The sequence below is a fragment of the Streptomyces albus subsp. albus genome (assembly GCF_000725885.1).
Lineage (GTDB): Bacteria > Actinomycetota > Actinomycetes > Streptomycetales > Streptomycetaceae > Streptomyces > Streptomyces albus.
In genome coordinates this window covers 32,021-48,321 of record NZ_JODR01000028.1, presented here as the reverse complement: position 1 = coordinate 48,321, position 16,301 = coordinate 32,021, and the positions used below count along the sequence as shown (strand labels likewise).

The window sequence follows — 16,301 nt, the reverse complement described above, 5'->3', positions numbered from 1 at the left end:
GGGCGTAGTCTCAACAGCACCCAGCGTATGAGAGGTTGGGATGTCATAAGTCGAGGTGAGCCCATGGCCAATGGACAGCTTGACCCCACGGTGAGCATGGCGGCGCTCTTCGGTTCGCGCCTCAAGTGGTATCGGGAACAGCGCGGATGGACCCAGGCACAACTGGCGAGCAAGGTGTACGTCAGCCAATCCCGGGTGGCGCAGGTGGAGCGCGCCACCGGGGCGCGTCCGACTGCCGAGCTCGCCCGCGCACTGGACGAGGCCGTCGGGGCGAACGGCCTCTTGATCGACCTGTGGCCCCACGTCTACCGGGAGAGTTTCCCGGATTGGGCACGGCGTTTCATGGATCTCGCGGCGAAGGCCATCGCCATTCGTGAGTACGCCGCTCAGTCTGTGCCCGGTCTCTTGCAGACCGAGGCGTACGCGCGCGCGGTACTGCGCGTCGGGCGCACCGTGACCAGTCCGGAGGTGCTGGAAGAACGCGTCGCTCTCCGCATGTCACGCCAGGAGCGGTTCCTCCGACCCGACGCCCCCGCCTACTCCGTGGTGCTCGACGAAGCCGTTCTCGCACGACGAGTTGGCGGTGACCGGACGATGTACGAGCAACTGGTCAGGCTGCGGCGCGCATGTGACCACCAGCCGATTCAGGTGCTCCCCTTCATCTCCGGTGCGCATCCGATGCAGGGCGGATCGCTGACCCTCCTGACCATGCCGGACAGGACCGAGGTCGCGTACGCAGAGGGAGCCGGACACGGACAGTTGTTTGAAGAACCGGACGATCTGGAGAGGTTCAATCGTGTCTGGGAACAACTGCGTGCGGAGGCGCTCCCCGAGCCGATGTCCGCACGGACGATCAGCACCGCAGCGGAAGGCGTCAACCATGGTGGACCTGACCGGCGCGCACTGGCGCGCAAGCAGCTACAGCGATCCGGAGGGCGGCAACTGCGTCGAGGTGGCGGACGGGTTTTCCGGCGTCGTGCCGGTGCGTGACAGCAAGGACCCCCGCAGAGCCGCGCTGACGTTCTCCGCGTCCGCGTGGGCCGCGTTCGTCGCCCGGCTCAAGCAGGGCGCGTACTGACCCGGCCGCCCGCGACCTCCAGCGTGACGCCCGTCAGATAGCTCGCGGCGTCGGAGGCGAGGAACAGGGCGGCGGAGGCGACGTCCGAGGGCTCGCCCAGGCGGCGCAGCGGGGTGCGGAGGGCCAGTTTGTGCTGGTCCTCCTTGGAGACGGTCCCGGTCGTCCGTTCGGTGCGGACGGCCGCGGGCGCGAGGCAGTTGACGCGGATGCCGTGCGGGCCCAGTTCCGTGGCGAGCCGGCGGGTCAGCGCCGTCACGCCCGCGTCGGCGACGGCGTGGGCGAGGTTGCCGGTGCCGGCGCGGCCCGCCGAGGAGAGGGTGAGGATGCTGCCGGAGAGCCTGTCCAGCATGCCGGGCAGGAAGGTGTGGACCGTCAGGAACGTGGCGGTCAGCTCGCTGTCGAGGATGCGGCGCCAGCGTTCCTCGCTCAGCTCGGGTGCGGCCAGCGGCGCGGGGTGACCGCCCGCGAAGGCGGCGAGGACGTCCACGGGGCCCAGTTCGCCGGCCACCCGGTCGGCGACGCGGCGCAGCGCGGCGGCGTCCGTCACGTCGGCGACGGCACCGATCGCGGTGCCGCCCTGCTTGCCGATGCTCTCGGCGACGGAGAACAGCGCCTGCCGGTCGCGGCCCACCAGACAGACGGCGACACCCTGGGCGGCCAGTGCCCGTGCCGTCTCGGCGCCGATGCCGCGTGAGCCGCCGGTGACGACGGCGACCTTGCCGGCCAGGTCCGGGTGGACCGGGTAGGGCGCGTGCGGGTCGGCGGTCGTCATCCGTGGTTCCCTTCGGTGGTGGCGAGGCCCAGTTCGGTGCGGCGCCGGTGGCCGTGGAGGGCGGCGCCCACGGCACAGCCGAGCAGTACGGCGGTGGCGGCGCCCCAGCCGACGGTGAAAGCGCTCATGTCGTGCGGGGCGGTGCGGCGTGGCCCCACTTCGCCCTCGGGGTCGGCGTGGACGCGTACGCGGTCGCCGGTCTCCGCGCCGTCGCAGGACACGCTGAGGCCCTCGGCGGGCACCGTGGGCGCCAGGGGGCGCAGGTCGCAGGAGGGGCCGCCCCTGGCGTGGTGGTGTTCGGCGGTGACCTCGGTCTCCACCCAGATGCCGCGCTCCAGCAGTACCGAGGTGGAGTAGCCGGTGCCGGCGACCGGCAGCAGCGCGAGGCCCGCGACGAGGGAGAGCAGCACGTAGCGGCGGCGGGGCCCGTAGTCGGCGAGTTCCAGCAGCAGTGCGGCCAGGCAGCAGGCCGTCGCCACCAGCAGTATCCAGAACAGCGGCCGGCCGCCGCCCACGTGCCGGGGCACCAGCACGGTGGCAGCCGCCAGGGCGCAGCAGAACGCGGTGGCGGCGACGGCCAGGGCGAGAGCGGCCGGGCGGGAGAGGGCCATCAGGCGGGCGTCCAGCCGGGAGCTGAGCCGGTGCGGGGCGACGGGCCGCCCGCCGAGCCGCGCGTACAGCGCGGCCCGCGGCGAGGCGGGCGGCGCGGGCCGCACCCTGCTGCCGGGGCGTGCGGACTGCCGTGTGCCGCCGGTGCCGGTCGGCCGGTGGCGGCGGGCCCTGGCGATGCCGCCGCAGCCGGCGGCGGTCAGGATCGCCGCCCAGGCCAGCAGTGCGCCGTACACCGTGGGGTCCGGCTCCTCGTAGGGGCCGGGGGAGAGGGCCTGGCCGAGGCCGGCGACCAGGAAGAGGAAGGCGAGGGCGAGTCCGAGTCCGGAGAGGGCCAGCCAGCCGGACCGCAGCCCGCGCAGTGCGGCCGGCTCCCCGCAGGCGGGCTCGGCCAGGGCGATCAGCCGCCGTCTGTCGCGGCTGCGGCCGTGCAGCGTCAGCAGCGTCAGGAGTGCCGCCACCATGAGGACGACGCCGACGCCGAGGGAGAGGGCGGCGGCCGGGCCCTTGGGGCGGCCGGGGTGCGTGTAGTCGTACAGCCCGGAGGCGAGGAAGCCGCAGCCGGCGCAGACGCCGACGACCAGGGCCGCCCGCGACCACAGTTCGCGGGGCGCCAGTTCGGCCCGGAGCAGGGCCTCACCGGCGGACACCTCCCCGGGCGCCGCTGCGGCCCCGCCCGGTACGCCGGTGGTGCCGCGCTCCTCGCCGTCGTCGCGGGCCGCGCCGCCGTCCCCGGTCCCCGCTCCGCGCTGCCGGGCCGTCCCCGCCATCGTCTCGCCCCCGTGCGTCATGTACCTGCCGTGCGCGAGCACTCTAGTGCCGGGGGCCGTCAGCCCTCGCCGCGCTCCCGGCGCCGGCGCTCGGCCTCCGTCGGGCGGCGTACCGGATCCTCCTCCTGGTCCAGGTCGGGGATGGAGTCCTGGTCCTCGTCGCGGGTCTCCTCCTCCCACAGGGCGCGGTACTTCGCGTCCCGCAGCTTCAGCAGGACGCAGGCCACCAGCGCGGACAGGAGAGAGCCGACGAGGACGGCGGCCTTGGTGTGCTCGGTGACGGAGCCGTCGGTGAAGGCCAGCTCGCTCACCAGCAGGGAGACGGTGAAGCCGATGCCCGCCAGCATCGCCACCCCCGCCACGTCCGCCCAGGCCAGATCGGAGCTGAGCCGGGCCCGGGTGAAACGTGCCGTCAGCCAGGTGCCCGCGAACACGCCGACGAACTTGCCCGCGAACAGGCCCAGCATCACGCCCAGCGACTCCGGCTGCCGGAACGTCTCGGCCAGCGCCGAGCCGGAGACGCTGACCCCGGCCGCGAACAGCGCGAAGACCGGCACGGCGAACCCGGCGGACAGCGGCCGGACCCGGTGCTCGACGCGCTCGGCGGGCGAGGTGCTGTCCGGGTCGGCCGGGTCGTCGGGCGCCACCCGCAGCAGCAGGCCCATGGCGACCCCCGCGATCGTCGCGTGCACCCCGCTGTTGTACGCCAGCGCCCAGATCACCACGCCCAGCGGCACGTACACGTACCAGCCGCGCACCCGCAGGTTCACGTGGAGGACGCGGAAGAGCACCAGCCCCGCGACGGCGCCCGCCAGCGCCGCCCAGTTGAGCGTCGAGGTGTAGAAGACGGCGATGACCAGGATGGCGCCCAGGTCGTCCACGATGGCCAGCGTCAGCAGGAACGCCCGGATGCCGGACGGCAGATTGGTGCCGATCACGGCGAGGACACCCAGCGCGAACGCGATGTCGGTGGCCATCGGCACCGCCCAGCCGCCCATGTCGCCGCCGCGCGCCGCGTTGACGGCGACGTAGCACAGGGCGGGCACGGCCATGCCGCACACGGCGGCGACCACCGGCAGCACAGCAGCCGCCGGCCGGCGCAGCTCACCGACCGTCAGCTCCCGTTTCAGCTCGATGCCGGCCACGAAGAAGAAGACGGTCAGCACCCCGTCCGACGCCCAGTGCTCCACCGACAGGTCCAGCCCCAGCGCGGGCACACCGAAGTGGAAGGCGCGCACCGTCTCGTACAGGTGGGCGAGCGGCGTGTTCGCCCACACCAGCGCCACCACTGCGGCGGCCAGCAGCACGGTGCCGCCGACCGTCTCGGTGCGCAGCGCGTCGGTCAGCAGCCGGCGCTCCCGCGCGGAGGGGCGGGCGAAGAGGGAGGCACGCTCGGAGTCGGGCGGTGTCATGGGGGGCTCCCGGGGGGGGGTGGGGGTCGGACAGGGAACACGCGGGGAGCACCCCGCGCCGCCGACCAGACTTCCCGGCACACCTATGACGTTTTCACCACCGCTTCCGTACGGCGGCCATGCGTGATCTTGACGCTGTACGAACACCGTACTCGCGGGCCCCCGGACCCGCACAACAGGCCCGCGGGCCCCTGGGGATCCGCCTTGAGGGGGTCGGGGGGTGTTGATACTGTGCCTGGGATCTACCTGGCGGTTTTACCTGGCGTTCGCGTGTCGGTACACAGGGGAATGTCCGACATGGCAGCAGGGGGCAGGGTTCGCGACGTGAGACGCACAGGCCACGGGGGTGGTGAGGTGAAGACCCAGGAGCGAGGCGCCGCGGGGGTCGGACGCGCGGCAGCGCTTCCCGCTCCGGGTGGGGACCGGCTGCCGTCGGCACCCAGGGAACGCAAGCCGGCGCTCGCCGCGCTGGCCGTCCTCCTCGTACTGCTCGGCGCCCTCGGCGCCACCGTCCTGGTGATGCGCGCCGGCGACCGGGTCGAGGCCATCGCCATCACCGAGCGCGTCCCGCGCGGCCAGCCCGTTCCCGACTCGGCGATCACCTCCGTGATGGTCGCCGAGGACAGCGATATCCAGTACGTGCGCTGGGACCAGCGCGGACTGCTCAAGCAGTACCGCACCGCCACCGACCTGGTGGACGGCACCGTCCTGGTCGGCAGCATGCTCACCAAGGACAAGGGCCTCCAGGCGGGCAAGGCCGTGGTCGGCCTCTCCCTCAAGAGCGGCCAGTACCCGGCCCGCCTGGAGGAGGGCGACACCGTCTCCGCCTACCGGGTGGGCCGCCAGTCCGCCACGGGCGGCGGCGAGGACGGCGACTCGGGCGCGGGCGGCGGCTCGCGCGGCGACGGGGCGATCGCCCGCGGCGCCACCGTGCAGACCATCAGGAAGAGCTCGGACGACACGATCGGCGGCGGCAACCTGCCCGTCTCCGTCGTCGTGGACAAGAGCGACGTCGCCGAACTGACCACCGCCGCCTCCAACGGCGAAGTGGCCCTCGTGCTCGACTCCGCCGACGGCAGCTGACACCCCGCCACGGCGGGCCGCCGCGCCGGGCGGTGGAACCGCCGCCGGCCGCATCGTCGTCGGCAACGGCGGGCGGCGCCCGCCGCGGACCGCCCCGGTACGGACGGCGGGCCGGACCCACGCAGAAACGGACTCTCCGACCCACACGGACCCTCTGACACACACGGACTCTCTGACACACACGGACTCTCCGACACACCGTCGAGGAAAGGCGTAGCCGGATGGCGCTGATCGCACTCGCCGCAGACAAGGGCGCACCGGGGGTCACCACGGCCGCCGTCGCCCTCGCGGCCGTGTGGCCGCGCCGGGCCCTGCTGGCCGAGGTGGACACCGCCGGCGGCGACCTCGTCTACCGCAGCCCCGGCACCGACGGCCGCCCCCTCGACCCCAACACCGGCATGCTCTCGCTGGCCGCCACCGCCCGCCGCGGACTGGCCCCCGAACAGCTATGGGACCACGCGCAGCGGCTCTCCGGCGGACTGGAGATCCTCGTCGGGCTCGGCACCGCCGAACAGTCCGCGGGGCTGGCCGGCCAGTGGGACACCCTCGGACGCGCCTTCGCCGCGCTCGGCGACTCGCCGCACCCGCAACTGGCCGCCGACGTCATCGCCGACTGCGGACGCATCGGCCCCTCGGCCGGCTCCGTCGCGCTCTTCCCGCACGCCGCGCTGGTCCTGCTGATCGCCCGCACCGAACCCGAACAGCTCGCCCGGGTGCGGGACCGGGCGCTCGCCCTGACCGCCGCGCTCCACGGCGAACAGCGCGGCATGGCGCAGCTCGCCCAGCCGCTGATCGGCGTCCTGCTGGTCACCGAGGCGCAGCGCGCCGCGAAGGTCGCCGGGCAGGTCAACGACATGCTGGTGGCCTCCCGCGCGGGCGCCCAGGTCATGGGCGTGCTGGCCCACGACCCGGCCGGGGCCCAGCAGTTGGCGGGGCGCCGCCGGGGCCGGGTGGACCGCTCCCTGCTCGTCAGGTCGGTCCGCAAGGTCGCCGCCGACCTGCACCAGCAGTACGGCGCGGCCTGGTCGGGCACCGCCCGTCCGCGGACCGGGGTCGCGTCACCCGGTGAGGTGCCCTCCGCCGGACAGCCCTCGCCGGTCGCCCGGCACACCACCGAGCTTCCTGCGGTGCCCGGCGGCGCGCCCGGCCCGGGCCCGTCCTCGCGCCCCGGCGCGTACGGCGCCCCGGACACCCCTGGCGCCCCGCCCGTGCCCGGAGTCCGGAGCACGGCCTCCGGTGAGGCTCCGGGCACGGCTTCGGCCACCACCGGTGCCCACGGAGGCCGGGCCACCACCGGCGCGTACAGCACCGAGGCCGCACCCGGTGGTGCGTACGCCACCCAGGCCGCGCCCGGCAGCTCGTATGCCACCCAGGCCGCGCCCGGCGACGGGTTCGCCACCCAGGTCGCACCCGGCGGGGTGTACGGCACCGAAGCCGCGCCCGGTGGTGCGTACGGCACCAGAGCCGCGCACGGCGGCGCGGGCGGCACCGAGGCCGCGCCCGGCGCGCACCGTACGCAGGCCGGGCCCGGCACGGCTTCGGCAGCCGGTACGGACGGGCGTGCCGGCCTCGGACGGGAGGCGGGAGCCGCCGTGCGGCCCGGCGTGGCGCCCACGACCGGGGTGCGGCGGCCGGACGAGGGGGCTGCCTCATGAGCGGAAGCGGTGTCGACCACCAGTTGGTGAAACGGTTCCGGCAGGAGGCCGGTGACCGGATCGCCGAGCAGCGCCGGATCGACCAGGCGTCCGGCCTGGTCCCCATGACCACCGAGGACGAACGGCAGTTCGCCCGCGCCGTGATCGCGCAGATCCTGGAGGAGTACGCGCGCGGAGATCGCCGCCGGCCGCACCCCGCCCGACGCGCAGGGGGAGGAGGCGTACGCGGCGGCCGTGCACGCCGCGCTGTTCGGCGTCGGCCGGCTCCAGCCGCTGCTGGACGATCCCGAGGTCGAGAACATCGACGTCAACGGCTGCGACCAGGTGTTCGTCGGCTACGCGGACGGCCGCGAGGTGCGCGGCGAGCCCGTCGCCGAGTCCGACGAGGAACTGGTCGAGCTGATCCAGGTGCTGGGCGCCTACTCGGGGCTGTCCTCCCGGCCGTTCGACTCGGCCAACCCGCAGCTCGACCTGCGGCTGCCCGACGGCTCCCGGCTCTCGGCCGTCATGGACGTGACCCGGCGGCCCGCGCTGTCCATCCGGCGTGCCCGCATGGGCAAGGTGTTCATCTCCGACCTGGTGGGCAACGGCACCCTCACGCCCGAGCTGGGCAGCTTCCTGACGGCCGCCGTCAAGGCCCGCAAGAACATCATGATCGCGGGCGCCACCAACGCGGGGAAGACGACGCTGTTGCGCGCCATCGCCAACGAGATACCCCCCTACGAACGGCTGATCACCGTCGAGCGGGCGCTGGAGCTGGGCCTGGACCAGTTCCCCGAACTCCACCCCAACGTGGTCGCCTTCGAGGAACGGCTGCCCAACTCCGAGGGCCAGGGCGCCATCAGCATGGCCGAACTGGTCCGCCGTTCCCTGCGCATGAACCCCTCCCGGGTGATCGTCGGCGAGGTGCTCGGCGACGAGATCGTCACCATGCTCAACGCCATGACCCAGGGCAACGACGGCTCGCTCTCCACCATCCACGCCAACAGCTCCAGCGAGGTGTTCAACCGCATCTCCACCTACGCCCTCCAGGCGGCCGAACGGCTGCCCGTCGAGGCGACGCAGATGCTGATCGCGGGCGCCATCAACTTCGTCGTCTTCATCGAACGGCGCAACGCCTGGGCCAGCGGCGGCAAACTCACCCGCTCCGTCACCTCCGTACGGGAGATCAACGGCGTGGACGGCCGGGTCCTGTCCAGCGAGGTGTTCGCCGAGACACCCGACGGCCGGCTGGTCGCGCACGCCCCGCTCTCCTGCCTGGAGGAGCTGGCCGCCCACGGGTACAAGCCGACCGGAAACTGGGGGTGAGAGCATGCCTTTCTCCGTCACCACCGGCGGTGTCTTCTCCGTGGCCACCCTCCTGGCGCTGCTGTGCGGCGTCGCCGTCGGCGGCGGGCTGGCCCTGCTGATCGTCGCCCTGCGCGGGCTGCCCGCCAAACCGCGCGGCGCCGGGCCCGGCAACGGCGAACGCGTCTGGGAGCTGGCCCGGTTCATGAGCCGCCGCGGCTCCGTCGCCGTGTGCGCGGGGCTGCTGGTGCTGCTGCTGACCCGCTGGCCGGTCGCCGCGCTCGCCACCGGCGTCCTCGTCTTCCTGTGGGACCGGCTCTTCGGCGGTGCCGCCGAGGAACGCGCCGCCATGAAACGTGTCGAGGCCCTCGCCGCCTGGACGGAATCACTGCGCGACACCATCGCCGGCGCCGTCGGCCTGGAACAGGCCATCCCCGCCTCGGCGCGGGCCGCCGCCCCCTCGCTGCGCCCGCACCTGGACGGGCTCATCGACCGGCTGCGGGCCCGCACCCCGCTGCCGGTCGCGCTCCAGCACCTGGCGGACGAACTGGACGACCCCTCCGCCGACATCGTGGTCGCCGCCCTCATCCTCAACTCGCGGCTGCGCGGCCCCGGTCTGCGCGAGGTGCTGGGCGCCCTCGCCAAGTCAGCGCGCGAGGAGGTGGACATGCGCCAGCGCGTGATGGCCCAGCGCGCCTCGACCCGGCGCAGCGTCCAGATCGTCGTCGGGGTCAGCGTCGTGTTCGTGCTCGGCCTGGCCGTCTTCAACCGGGACTTCGTCGCACCGTACGGCACCCCGCTGGGCCAGCTCGTCCTCGCCTGCGTGTGCGCGATGTTCGCCTGCGGCTTCTGGTGGCTGCGCAAACTCTCGCGGATCGAGACGCCCGAGCGCTTCCTCGTCCGCGCCGACCCTGAGGCGCTGGCGCCGCGCACCGGACAGCCCGGCGGCGACGTACCGCCCCAGCACGGCAGGGAGGTGCCCGCCCGGTGAACACCCTCACCCTCACCGCGCTCACCGGCGCACTGGCCGGGCTCGGGCTCTTCCTGCTGATCAGGGCACTGCTGCCCGGCAAGAAGGGCGCCGTCGCCTCGGTCGCCGAGATCGACGCGCTGCGCAGCCGGCCGGGCGGACAGCAACAGCCCGCCGCCGCGCCCGAAGGCGGCGGCTTCGCCGGGGCCCGGGCCCGGCTGGGCGCCCGGGTCGCCGAGCTGTATCTGCGCCAGGGCTGGGAGCTGCGCAGCCTCCGCTCCGACCTGGAGGTGCTGGAGCGCGGCTGGGAGAACTTCCTGGCCACCAAGGTGCTGCTGGGGGCCGCCGGGCTGTTCTTCGGACCGTTCCTCTTCTCCATCGCCTGGCTCATCGGCTTCGGCCGCAGCCCGCTGATCCCGCTGTGGCTCGCCCTGCTGTTCGCCGGACTGTTCTTCATGCTCCCGGACCTGGAGGTCCGCAGGGACGCGGCGGCCAAACGCCGCGACCTGCGCCGGGTCGTGGGCGCCTACCTCGACCTGGTGGCCATGAACCTGGCCGGCGGGCGCGGCCTGCCCGAGGCACTGAAGGCGGCCAGCGAGGTGAGCGACGGCTGGGCGCTGCGCCGCATCCGGGACGCGCTCGCCGACGCGCGGATCACCGGGCTCAGCCAGTGGGCGGCGCTCGGCGAACTCGGCAACCGGCTGGGCGTCGACGAACTGAAGGACCTCTCCGCCTCCCTGGCGCTGGTCGCCGACGACGGCGCCAAGGTCCGCGCCTCGCTCACCGCCCGCGCCGAGACGATGCGGCACCGGGAACTGGCGGAGATCGAGGGCAGCGCCGGGGAGAAGTCCCAGTCGATGCTCGTCGCACAACTGATGCTCTGCGCCGGTTTCCTCGTCTTCCTCATCTATCCGGCGGCCATGCGCGTCTTCCAGATCTGACGCCCGCCGCCCTCCACAGCTCGCAGAAAGGACCGAGACGATGCCGAACAGCCCGTTTCGCGCCGTCAGTCACCCCGCGATCGACTTCCTCGTCACGTTCCTGCGCGGCCGGATCCAGCGCGCCCGCTCGGGGGAGCTGGACCGCGGCGCCTCCGCCGTCGAGTGGGTGATCATCTCCGCGGTGGTGGTGGCGATCGTCGGCGTGGTCGCTGCCGTCATCAACATGGCCCTCAAGGAAGGCGCCGACAAGGTGACCAAGTGCATCGAGGGCGCCGACGAGAACGGCACCTGCAAGTAGGAGTGGCGTCGGTGGGAGGGGACGGACGACTGCGCGGACGGCTGCGCCGCAGGTGGGAGGAGGCTGCCCGCCGCGGCGACAGCGGCATGACCGCCATCGAGTTCGTCATCCTCACCCCCGTGCTGTTCTTCCTCATCTTCGCCACGGTGCAGTTCGCGCTGTACTTCTTCGCCGACCACGTGGCACAGGCCGCGGCACAGGCGGGCGCGCGCAAGGCCCGGCAGGAGGCCGACGCCGACCCCGGGGGCTGGCGCGCCAAAGCCCGGGAGACCTCCGGCTCCTACATCCGGCAACTGGGCCCCCAGCTCATCCTGGGCCCGCGGGTGACGACGCTGCGGCCCGAACGCAACACCGTCGGCGTGGAGATCCGCGCCCGGGTGCCGTCGGTCTTCCCCGGGCTCGACATGCGGGTGCACGCCGTCTCGCAGGGCCCGGTGGAACGGTTCGTACCGGACGGGGGTGCGTGAGCGGTGACGGCGGTAAGGCGGCCCCGCGCCGCGGTCGCGGCCCCGGAGCGGCGGCGCTTCGACGAGTCGGGGCTGTCCACCATCGAAGTGGTCATCCTCGCGCCCGTGATGATGCTCTTCATCCTCGTCCTCGTCGCCTTCGGACAGCTCGTGGACGGGCGCGGCGCGGTGGACGGCGCGGCCAGGGACGCCGCACGCGCCGGCTCCCTCCAGCACGGGGACCACGCCGCGGCGCTGGCCGCGGCCCAGCAGGCGGCGCGGGCCTCCCTCAAGGGCACCTGCGCGGGCCCCGCCACCGTGCGGGACGCGGGCAGCGAGTACCACTCGGGCGGGTACTTCACCGTCGAGGTCAGCTGCCGGGTGCGCGGCCTGGACCTGGTCGGCCTCGACATCGCCAAGACCCTCACCGGCCGCTCCAGCTCCCCCATCGACCCCTACCGGAGGACCGGATGAGCCGGGTGCGGGCCCTGCTGCGCGACCGGTACGCCGCCTGCGACGAGCGCGGTTCGGGCGCCGCCGCCGTCATCATGTTCGCGCTGCTGTTCATGGTGCTGGCCGCCTTCGTGGTGGACGGCGGGCTGTCCATCTCGCAGCGGGAACGCGCCGCCGACATCGCCGAACAGGCCGCCCGCTACGCCGCGCAGGACATCGACGAGGAAGCCCTGCGTGCCAGCGAGGGCCGCAACGCGCCCATCAACTACGAGCACTGCCCCGAGCGGGTCGCCGAGTTCGCCTCCCGCTCCGGGCTGACGACCGCGGACGTCAACGCCTCCGGCTGCGTGTCCGCCAGCGCCCAACAGGTGGAGGTCCGCATCCGGCTCACCTACCGGCCCGTCCTGACGGGGCTGTTCTACAGTGCACCGCTCACCGTGCACGGCACGGCCACCGCGGAGTCCGTGACCGGCTGACCGGCCGCCCCGGCCCCGCCCGCCCCCGACCCTCTTCCCGACCGCACTTCTCACCACAGGAGCACACGAGATGGCGCGCCGCAGTCCGACACCGGCACCGGCCCCCGGCGGGTCCGGGCCCCGCTCGCGCTCCCGCACGCCCGTCCCCGTACGCACCCGGCGCACGGCCGGCGACATCGTCAAGGCGTTCTGCGCGTTCGTGGCGCTGGCCGCGCTCGTCGTCGGCGTACCCCTGGCGCTGGCCTCCGTCATGGGCTGGCCGCTGCCCCGCCGGATGCCCGACTGGGACATGCTGCGGGACGAGGTGGGCGTCGGCACCTTCGTCGATGTGCTGACGGTCGTGGTGTGGCTCGCCTGGGCGCAGTTCACCGCCTGCGTGCTGGTCGAGGTGAAGGCCGCCGTCTCCGGCGTGGGCCTGCCCGCCCGGGTGCCCGGCGCGGGCCCCAGCCAACTGCTGGCCCGGCAACTGGTGGCAGCTCTCCTGCTGCTGGGCTCCAGCACGGCGAGCTTCGCCCCGGGCCTGTCCCAGCTGGGGCACGCCGTCCAGCCCCACCAGCCGTCCATGACGGTCGCCGCCGCCGCGCTCACCCCCGGCGAACGGCAGGCACCGCCCGGCGCGGACCGCGCAGACGGGACCGGGCCGGGCACCATGGGTGCTTCCGGCCCGGGCACCGCGCTCGTCGCCGCGGCCGACGGCGCCGGAACGGTACGGCAGGCGTCAGCGGGCAACGACGTCTCCCCGGCCGGACACACCTCCGCCGGCACGAAGTTCTACCGGATCCAGCCCCCGGAGGGCCGCCACCACGACTCCCTGTGGGAGATCGCCGAGCGGCATCTGGGCGACGGCCGCCGCTACAAGGAGATCTACCGCCTCAACAAGGACCGTGCACAGCCCGACGGCTCCCGGTTGTCGGAGGCCAGCCTCATCCGGCCCGGCTGGATCATGGAGATGCCCGCCGACGCGCACGGCGGCGAACTGGTGGAGATGCCCGACGACACGGACCGGCTCGACGCGCAGGAGCGGGCCGAGTACGAGCGCTACCGGTCCCAGGGCGGCGGCCACGACGCCGGGGACGGCGGTCGGCAGGAGAGCCCGGCCCGGCCGTCGCAGCCCGACGGGCCGGACCGGCAGCAGGACGGGCAGGGCGACGGGAAGCAGGACGACGGGAAGCAGGACGGGCGGCAGCAGCGGCAGGAGGACCGCCGGGACGAGGCGGAGCGGGGGCCGGGCCCTGACGAGGAAGACGTCTCCGTCCCCGACGGGACCGCCGTCCCGGACGGCACCGACCACTCCGACCACTCCGACAGCCCCGACCGCGCGGAGCAGCCGAAGCCGTCGGAGGCCGGCCCGTCCGACCCCTCCGACCAGCCGGACGAGCAGCCGAGCGTCCCGGACAGCAGCAGCACCGACCGCCCGGCCCTCCAGCCGGACCGGGAGCTGACGCAGGACGACACCCGGAACGACACCCGGGAGAACAGCACCGACCGCCCCGCGCTCCAGCCGGACCGGGACCTGCCGCAGGACGACGCCCGGCAGGACCCCCGGGAGGAGGACAGCGCGTCCCCGGGCGGCGACTCCACGACGGAGGACACCGGTCCGGACGGGAACGGCCCGGGGGAGACGGTGGAGGTCGCCCCCGACGAGCACGCCCCCGACCGGCAGGCGCCCTCCGTCCCCGAGACCTCGGCCGACGGGCAGTCCACCCGCCCCGACAGCGCCGGCCGCGACGACACCGGCGACACAATCGACGGCACCGACGGCACCGACGACGACGGGCTCCCCGGGCCGGGCATCGCCCAGCCCGACGACATCCGGCCGGGCGCCACCGGCGACGACGCGGACACCCCGGACGACGGCGGCAGCCGCCCGGACACCGACGACTCCGCCACCCCGTCCCACCCGCGCGGCGGCGAGGACCACGGCGGCCACCCCGGCGGCACCCGCGGCAGCGGCCGGGAAGGTACGGCGGACGACGGCAAGGGCGGGGGCGGCGACGACACGCCCTCGGACCTCGCGCACGCGGACACCCCCGGGGCCGACGGCGGCAACCGGCTCGACCGGTCCGGACAGGCCGCGGCCGACGAGGGCGGTGCGCCCGGTCCCGTCGGGCTGCCCGAAGCGCTGATCGGCGCGCCCCTGCTCGCTGCCGGGCTGCTGGCCGCGCTGGGCAGCAGGCGGCGCGCGGCACTGTGGCGGGCGGTCACCGGCGGCGCCCGGCGCGCACCCGCCGACGACTTCGCACCGCCCTCCGATCCGGCGGCCCGCGCCCAGGAAGCACTGCTGGCCGGTGCCGACCCGGGCGCCGTCCGCTTCCTCGACCGGGCGCTGCGCGGACTGGCCGAGGACCTCGCCGAGGCCGGCCGGCCGCTGCCCGTCGTCTACGCGGCCTGGCTGACCGGCCAGGACCTGCACCTCCAGCTCGCCGAGGAGGCCGGAGCGCCGCCCGCGCCCTGGCGGTTCGGACAGAGCGCCACCTTCTGGACGATCCAGCGCGCCCACACCCGGATCGACGTGGACACCGAGGCACCCCCGCCCTATCCGGCGCTGGTCAGCCTCGGGCTGCGCGGCGAGGCCCGGCTGCTGCTCAATCTGGAGTCCGTACCCGGACTGGTGTCGGTCGCCGGGGACGCCGCGGCGCGTGAGGCGGTCCTCGCCTCGATCGCCGCCGAACTCGCCACCGGCAGCTGGTCGAAGGGCCTGGGCCTGACCCTCGTCGGCTTCGGCGCGGAACTGACCGCCCTCGCCCCCGACCGCGTCCGGCACCTTCCCGATGTGGCCGCACTGCTGCGGGAGCGGGAGGGCGGGGCCGTTCCGCGCCGCGGCGACACCTCGCAGGTCGTGCTGATCGGCGCCGAGCCCACCGACGAGGAGGCGCACCGGCTCGCCGCCCTCACCACCGGCGGCGAGGGGGCACGTGACGGCTTCGTCGTCGGGGTGCCCGGCGGCCGGCTGCCCAGCGTCGTGTGGGAGTTCGAGATCGACGAGGAGGGGACGCTCGCCGCCCGGCGGATGGGACTGGAAGTGCGCGCCCAGCTGCTGCCCGAGGAGCTGCGTGCGGCCGTGGTCGCACTGTTCGCCGACGCCGACGAGACCGGGACGGGGGACGGCGAGGGGCCCGGATTCCGCGTCGACCTGAGCGAGAGCGGACGCCCCGCGGTCTACGCCCGCCTCATGGGCGACTTCGACGTCACCGGCGTCGAGGCGCCCGAGGAGTCCCGCAGCGCCCTGCTCCACGAGGCACTGGCGCTGCTCCTCCTCAACCGGGACGGCGTGCACCCCCGTGTGCTGGCCTCCGCCCTGTGGCCGAAGGGGGTCACGGACGACGTGCGGGACGCGCTGGTCGACCGGCTCCGGGACTGGCTGGGCATCGAGACCGACGGCACCCCGCGGCTGGTCACCGGCGCCGACGGGCGGCTCGCCCTGCGGCCCTCCGTCGTCTGTGACTGGGACGTGCTGCGCACCCTGCACCACGGCTGCACCGGGGAACGCGGCGCCAGGCTCGCGCCGCGGCTGCGCCGCGCCCAGCTCGCCGACGCCCTCTCCCTGGCACGCGGCCCCCTGCTCGCCGACCGCCCGGAGGGACGCTACGGCTGGCTGGCCCACCACGTCGCCGAGGCCCAGCACCCGCTGCTGGTCGCCGACCTGGGGCTGGCGCTGGCCGCCGAGCATCTGCGGGCGCAGGACCCGGACGCGGCGGTGGAGGCGGTACGGGCCGCGCTGCGCACCGCACCCGACGACGAGCGGCTGTGGGACGAACTCGTACGCGCCGCGCACGCCACGGAGGATGCCGGGGAGCTGGATGCTGCGGTGCGGTGGGTGGTGGAGCGCGGCGCCGCCCTGCACGGCCCCGAGCGCGGGGTGTCCCCCCGCACCGCCGCACTGCTGGACGAGCTGGCCCCGGGCTGGACCCGCACCGGGTGATGGGCCCGGCCGCCGTCATCGGCCGCGCACAGCGCGCCGGCTGACACGTACACGACCGGAGCCCGGAGCGGTACGGCCGTGGCCGGTCCGGGGCCCGGGGACGGAAAGAGCCATGGCCCGCGCCCTCGG

General features: G+C 74.7%; 13 protein-coding genes and 2 pseudogenes. 12 read left to right on the top strand and 3 right to left on the bottom strand.

Going from position 1 to position 16,301, the window contains the following annotated elements; all coding sequences use genetic code 11:
• Positions 1-63: 63 nt before the first annotated feature.
• Both IO40_RS0127595 and IO40_RS38075 read left to right on the top strand, forming a co-directional pair.
• Positions 64-990, top strand: coding sequence for a helix-turn-helix domain-containing protein (locus IO40_RS0127595; RefSeq protein ID WP_016469077.1), 927 nt, complete (start codon positions 64-66; stop codon positions 988-990).
• Entirely contained in the window at positions 953-1,078 is a 126-nt protein-coding gene (locus IO40_RS38075; RefSeq protein WP_234029758.1) for a DUF397 domain-containing protein, read from the top strand. The genes IO40_RS0127595 and IO40_RS38075 overlap by 38 nt, the downstream gene beginning before the upstream one ends.
• Here the strand turns inward: IO40_RS38075 and IO40_RS0127585 are convergent.
• The 3 genes from IO40_RS0127585 to nhaA are packed head-to-tail and all read right to left on the bottom strand — an operon-like array spanning position 1,059 to position 4,641.
• The gene (locus IO40_RS0127585) at positions 1,059-1,850 is read right to left on the bottom strand and encodes an SDR family NAD(P)-dependent oxidoreductase (protein WP_030407640.1); all 792 of its coding nucleotides are present in this window, start codon (positions 1,848-1,850) and stop codon (positions 1,059-1,061) included. The two genes, IO40_RS38075 and IO40_RS0127585, sit on opposite strands and share 20 nt — an antisense overlap.
• The gene (locus IO40_RS0127580) at positions 1,847-3,250 is read right to left on the bottom strand and encodes a hypothetical protein (protein ID WP_016469075.1); all 1,404 of its coding nucleotides are present in this window, start codon (positions 3,248-3,250) and stop codon (positions 1,847-1,849) included. Before IO40_RS0127580 ends, IO40_RS0127585 begins: the two co-directional genes overlap by 4 nt.
• Positions 3,251-3,288: 38 nt before the next feature.
• Positions 3,289-4,641, bottom strand: coding sequence for a Na+/H+ antiporter NhaA (nhaA, locus tag IO40_RS0127575; protein ID WP_016469074.1), 1,353 nt, complete (start codon positions 4,639-4,641; stop codon positions 3,289-3,291).
• Between the two features lie 354 nt (positions 4,642-4,995).
• On the opposite strand from nhaA, the gene IO40_RS0127570 reads away from it, so the two are divergent.
• The 10 genes and pseudogenes from IO40_RS0127570 to IO40_RS0127525 all read left to right on the top strand — a co-directional run bounded on the left by IO40_RS0127570 (position 4,996) and on the right by IO40_RS0127525 (position 16,172).
• Positions 4,996-5,724, top strand: a complete 729-nt coding sequence (locus tag IO40_RS0127570) for a hypothetical protein (protein ID WP_031028772.1) — start codon at positions 4,996-4,998, stop codon at positions 5,722-5,724.
• A gap of 221 nt (positions 5,725-5,945) precedes the next feature.
• Positions 5,946-6,764, top strand: a pseudogene (locus tag IO40_RS39105) (hypothetical protein); the annotation flags it as partial.
• Positions 6,765-7,375: 611 nt separating this feature from the next.
• Positions 7,376-8,687, top strand: a pseudogene (locus tag IO40_RS34150) (TadA family conjugal transfer-associated ATPase).
• A gap of 4 nt (positions 8,688-8,691) precedes the next feature.
• Positions 8,692-9,657, top strand: a complete 966-nt coding sequence (locus tag IO40_RS0127555) for a type II secretion system F family protein (RefSeq protein ID WP_031176326.1) — start codon at positions 8,692-8,694, stop codon at positions 9,655-9,657.
• Positions 9,654-10,577: a type II secretion system F family protein gene (locus IO40_RS0127550; RefSeq protein WP_016469069.1), complete on the top strand. Its 924-nt coding sequence runs from the start codon at positions 9,654-9,656 to the stop codon at positions 10,575-10,577. The genes IO40_RS0127555 and IO40_RS0127550 overlap by 4 nt, the downstream gene beginning before the upstream one ends.
• Positions 10,578-10,617: 40 nt before the next feature.
• Positions 10,618-10,875 carry a hypothetical protein gene (locus IO40_RS0127545; RefSeq protein WP_016469068.1) on the top strand — a complete coding sequence of 86 codons (258 nt, stop codon included), beginning with the start codon at positions 10,618-10,620 and terminating at the stop codon, positions 10,873-10,875.
• Between the two features lie 86 nt (positions 10,876-10,961).
• Complete coding sequence (locus tag IO40_RS0127540; RefSeq protein WP_031176325.1) at positions 10,962-11,342, top strand: TadE family protein; 381 nt, start codon at positions 10,962-10,964, stop codon at positions 11,340-11,342.
• A 3-nt stretch (positions 11,343-11,345) separates the two neighbouring features.
• The gene (locus tag IO40_RS0127535) at positions 11,346-11,795 is read left to right on the top strand and encodes a TadE/TadG family type IV pilus assembly protein (RefSeq protein ID WP_016469066.1); all 450 of its coding nucleotides are present in this window, start codon (positions 11,346-11,348) and stop codon (positions 11,793-11,795) included.
• The gene (locus tag IO40_RS0127530) at positions 11,792-12,250 is read left to right on the top strand and encodes a TadE/TadG family type IV pilus assembly protein (RefSeq protein ID WP_016469065.1); all 459 of its coding nucleotides are present in this window, start codon (positions 11,792-11,794) and stop codon (positions 12,248-12,250) included. The genes IO40_RS0127535 and IO40_RS0127530 overlap by 4 nt, the downstream gene beginning before the upstream one ends.
• Positions 12,251-12,320: 70 nt before the next feature.
• Positions 12,321-16,172 carry a tetratricopeptide repeat protein gene (locus tag IO40_RS0127525; protein WP_031176324.1) on the top strand — a complete coding sequence of 1,284 codons (3,852 nt, stop codon included), beginning with the start codon at positions 12,321-12,323 and terminating at the stop codon, positions 16,170-16,172.
• The last annotated feature ends 129 nt before the right edge of the window (positions 16,173-16,301 follow it).

Bases quoted from the DNA above. Each gene is read 5' to 3' on its own strand.
- IO40_RS0127595 (WP_016469077.1), top strand. From the start codon at position 64: ATGGCCAATGGACAGCTTGACCCCACGGTGAGCATGGCGGCGCTCTTC.
- IO40_RS0127585 (WP_030407640.1), bottom strand. From the start codon at position 1,850: ATGACGACCGCCGACCCGCACGCGCCCTACCCGGTCCACCCGGACCTG.
- IO40_RS0127580 (WP_016469075.1), bottom strand. From the start codon at position 3,250: ATGACGCACGGGGGCGAGACGATGGCGGGGACGGCCCGGCAGCGCGGA.
- nhaA (WP_016469074.1), bottom strand. From the start codon at position 4,641: ATGACACCGCCCGACTCCGAGCGTGCCTCCCTCTTCGCCCGCCCCTCC.
- IO40_RS0127555 (WP_031176326.1), top strand. From the start codon at position 8,692: ATGCCTTTCTCCGTCACCACCGGCGGTGTCTTCTCCGTGGCCACCCTC.
- IO40_RS0127545 (WP_016469068.1), top strand. From the start codon at position 10,618: ATGCCGAACAGCCCGTTTCGCGCCGTCAGTCACCCCGCGATCGACTTC.
- IO40_RS0127540 (WP_031176325.1), top strand. From the start codon at position 10,962: ATGACCGCCATCGAGTTCGTCATCCTCACCCCCGTGCTGTTCTTCCTC.
- IO40_RS0127530 (WP_016469065.1), top strand. From the start codon at position 11,792: ATGAGCCGGGTGCGGGCCCTGCTGCGCGACCGGTACGCCGCCTGCGAC.
- IO40_RS0127525 (WP_031176324.1), top strand. From the start codon at position 12,321: ATGGCGCGCCGCAGTCCGACACCGGCACCGGCCCCCGGCGGGTCCGGG.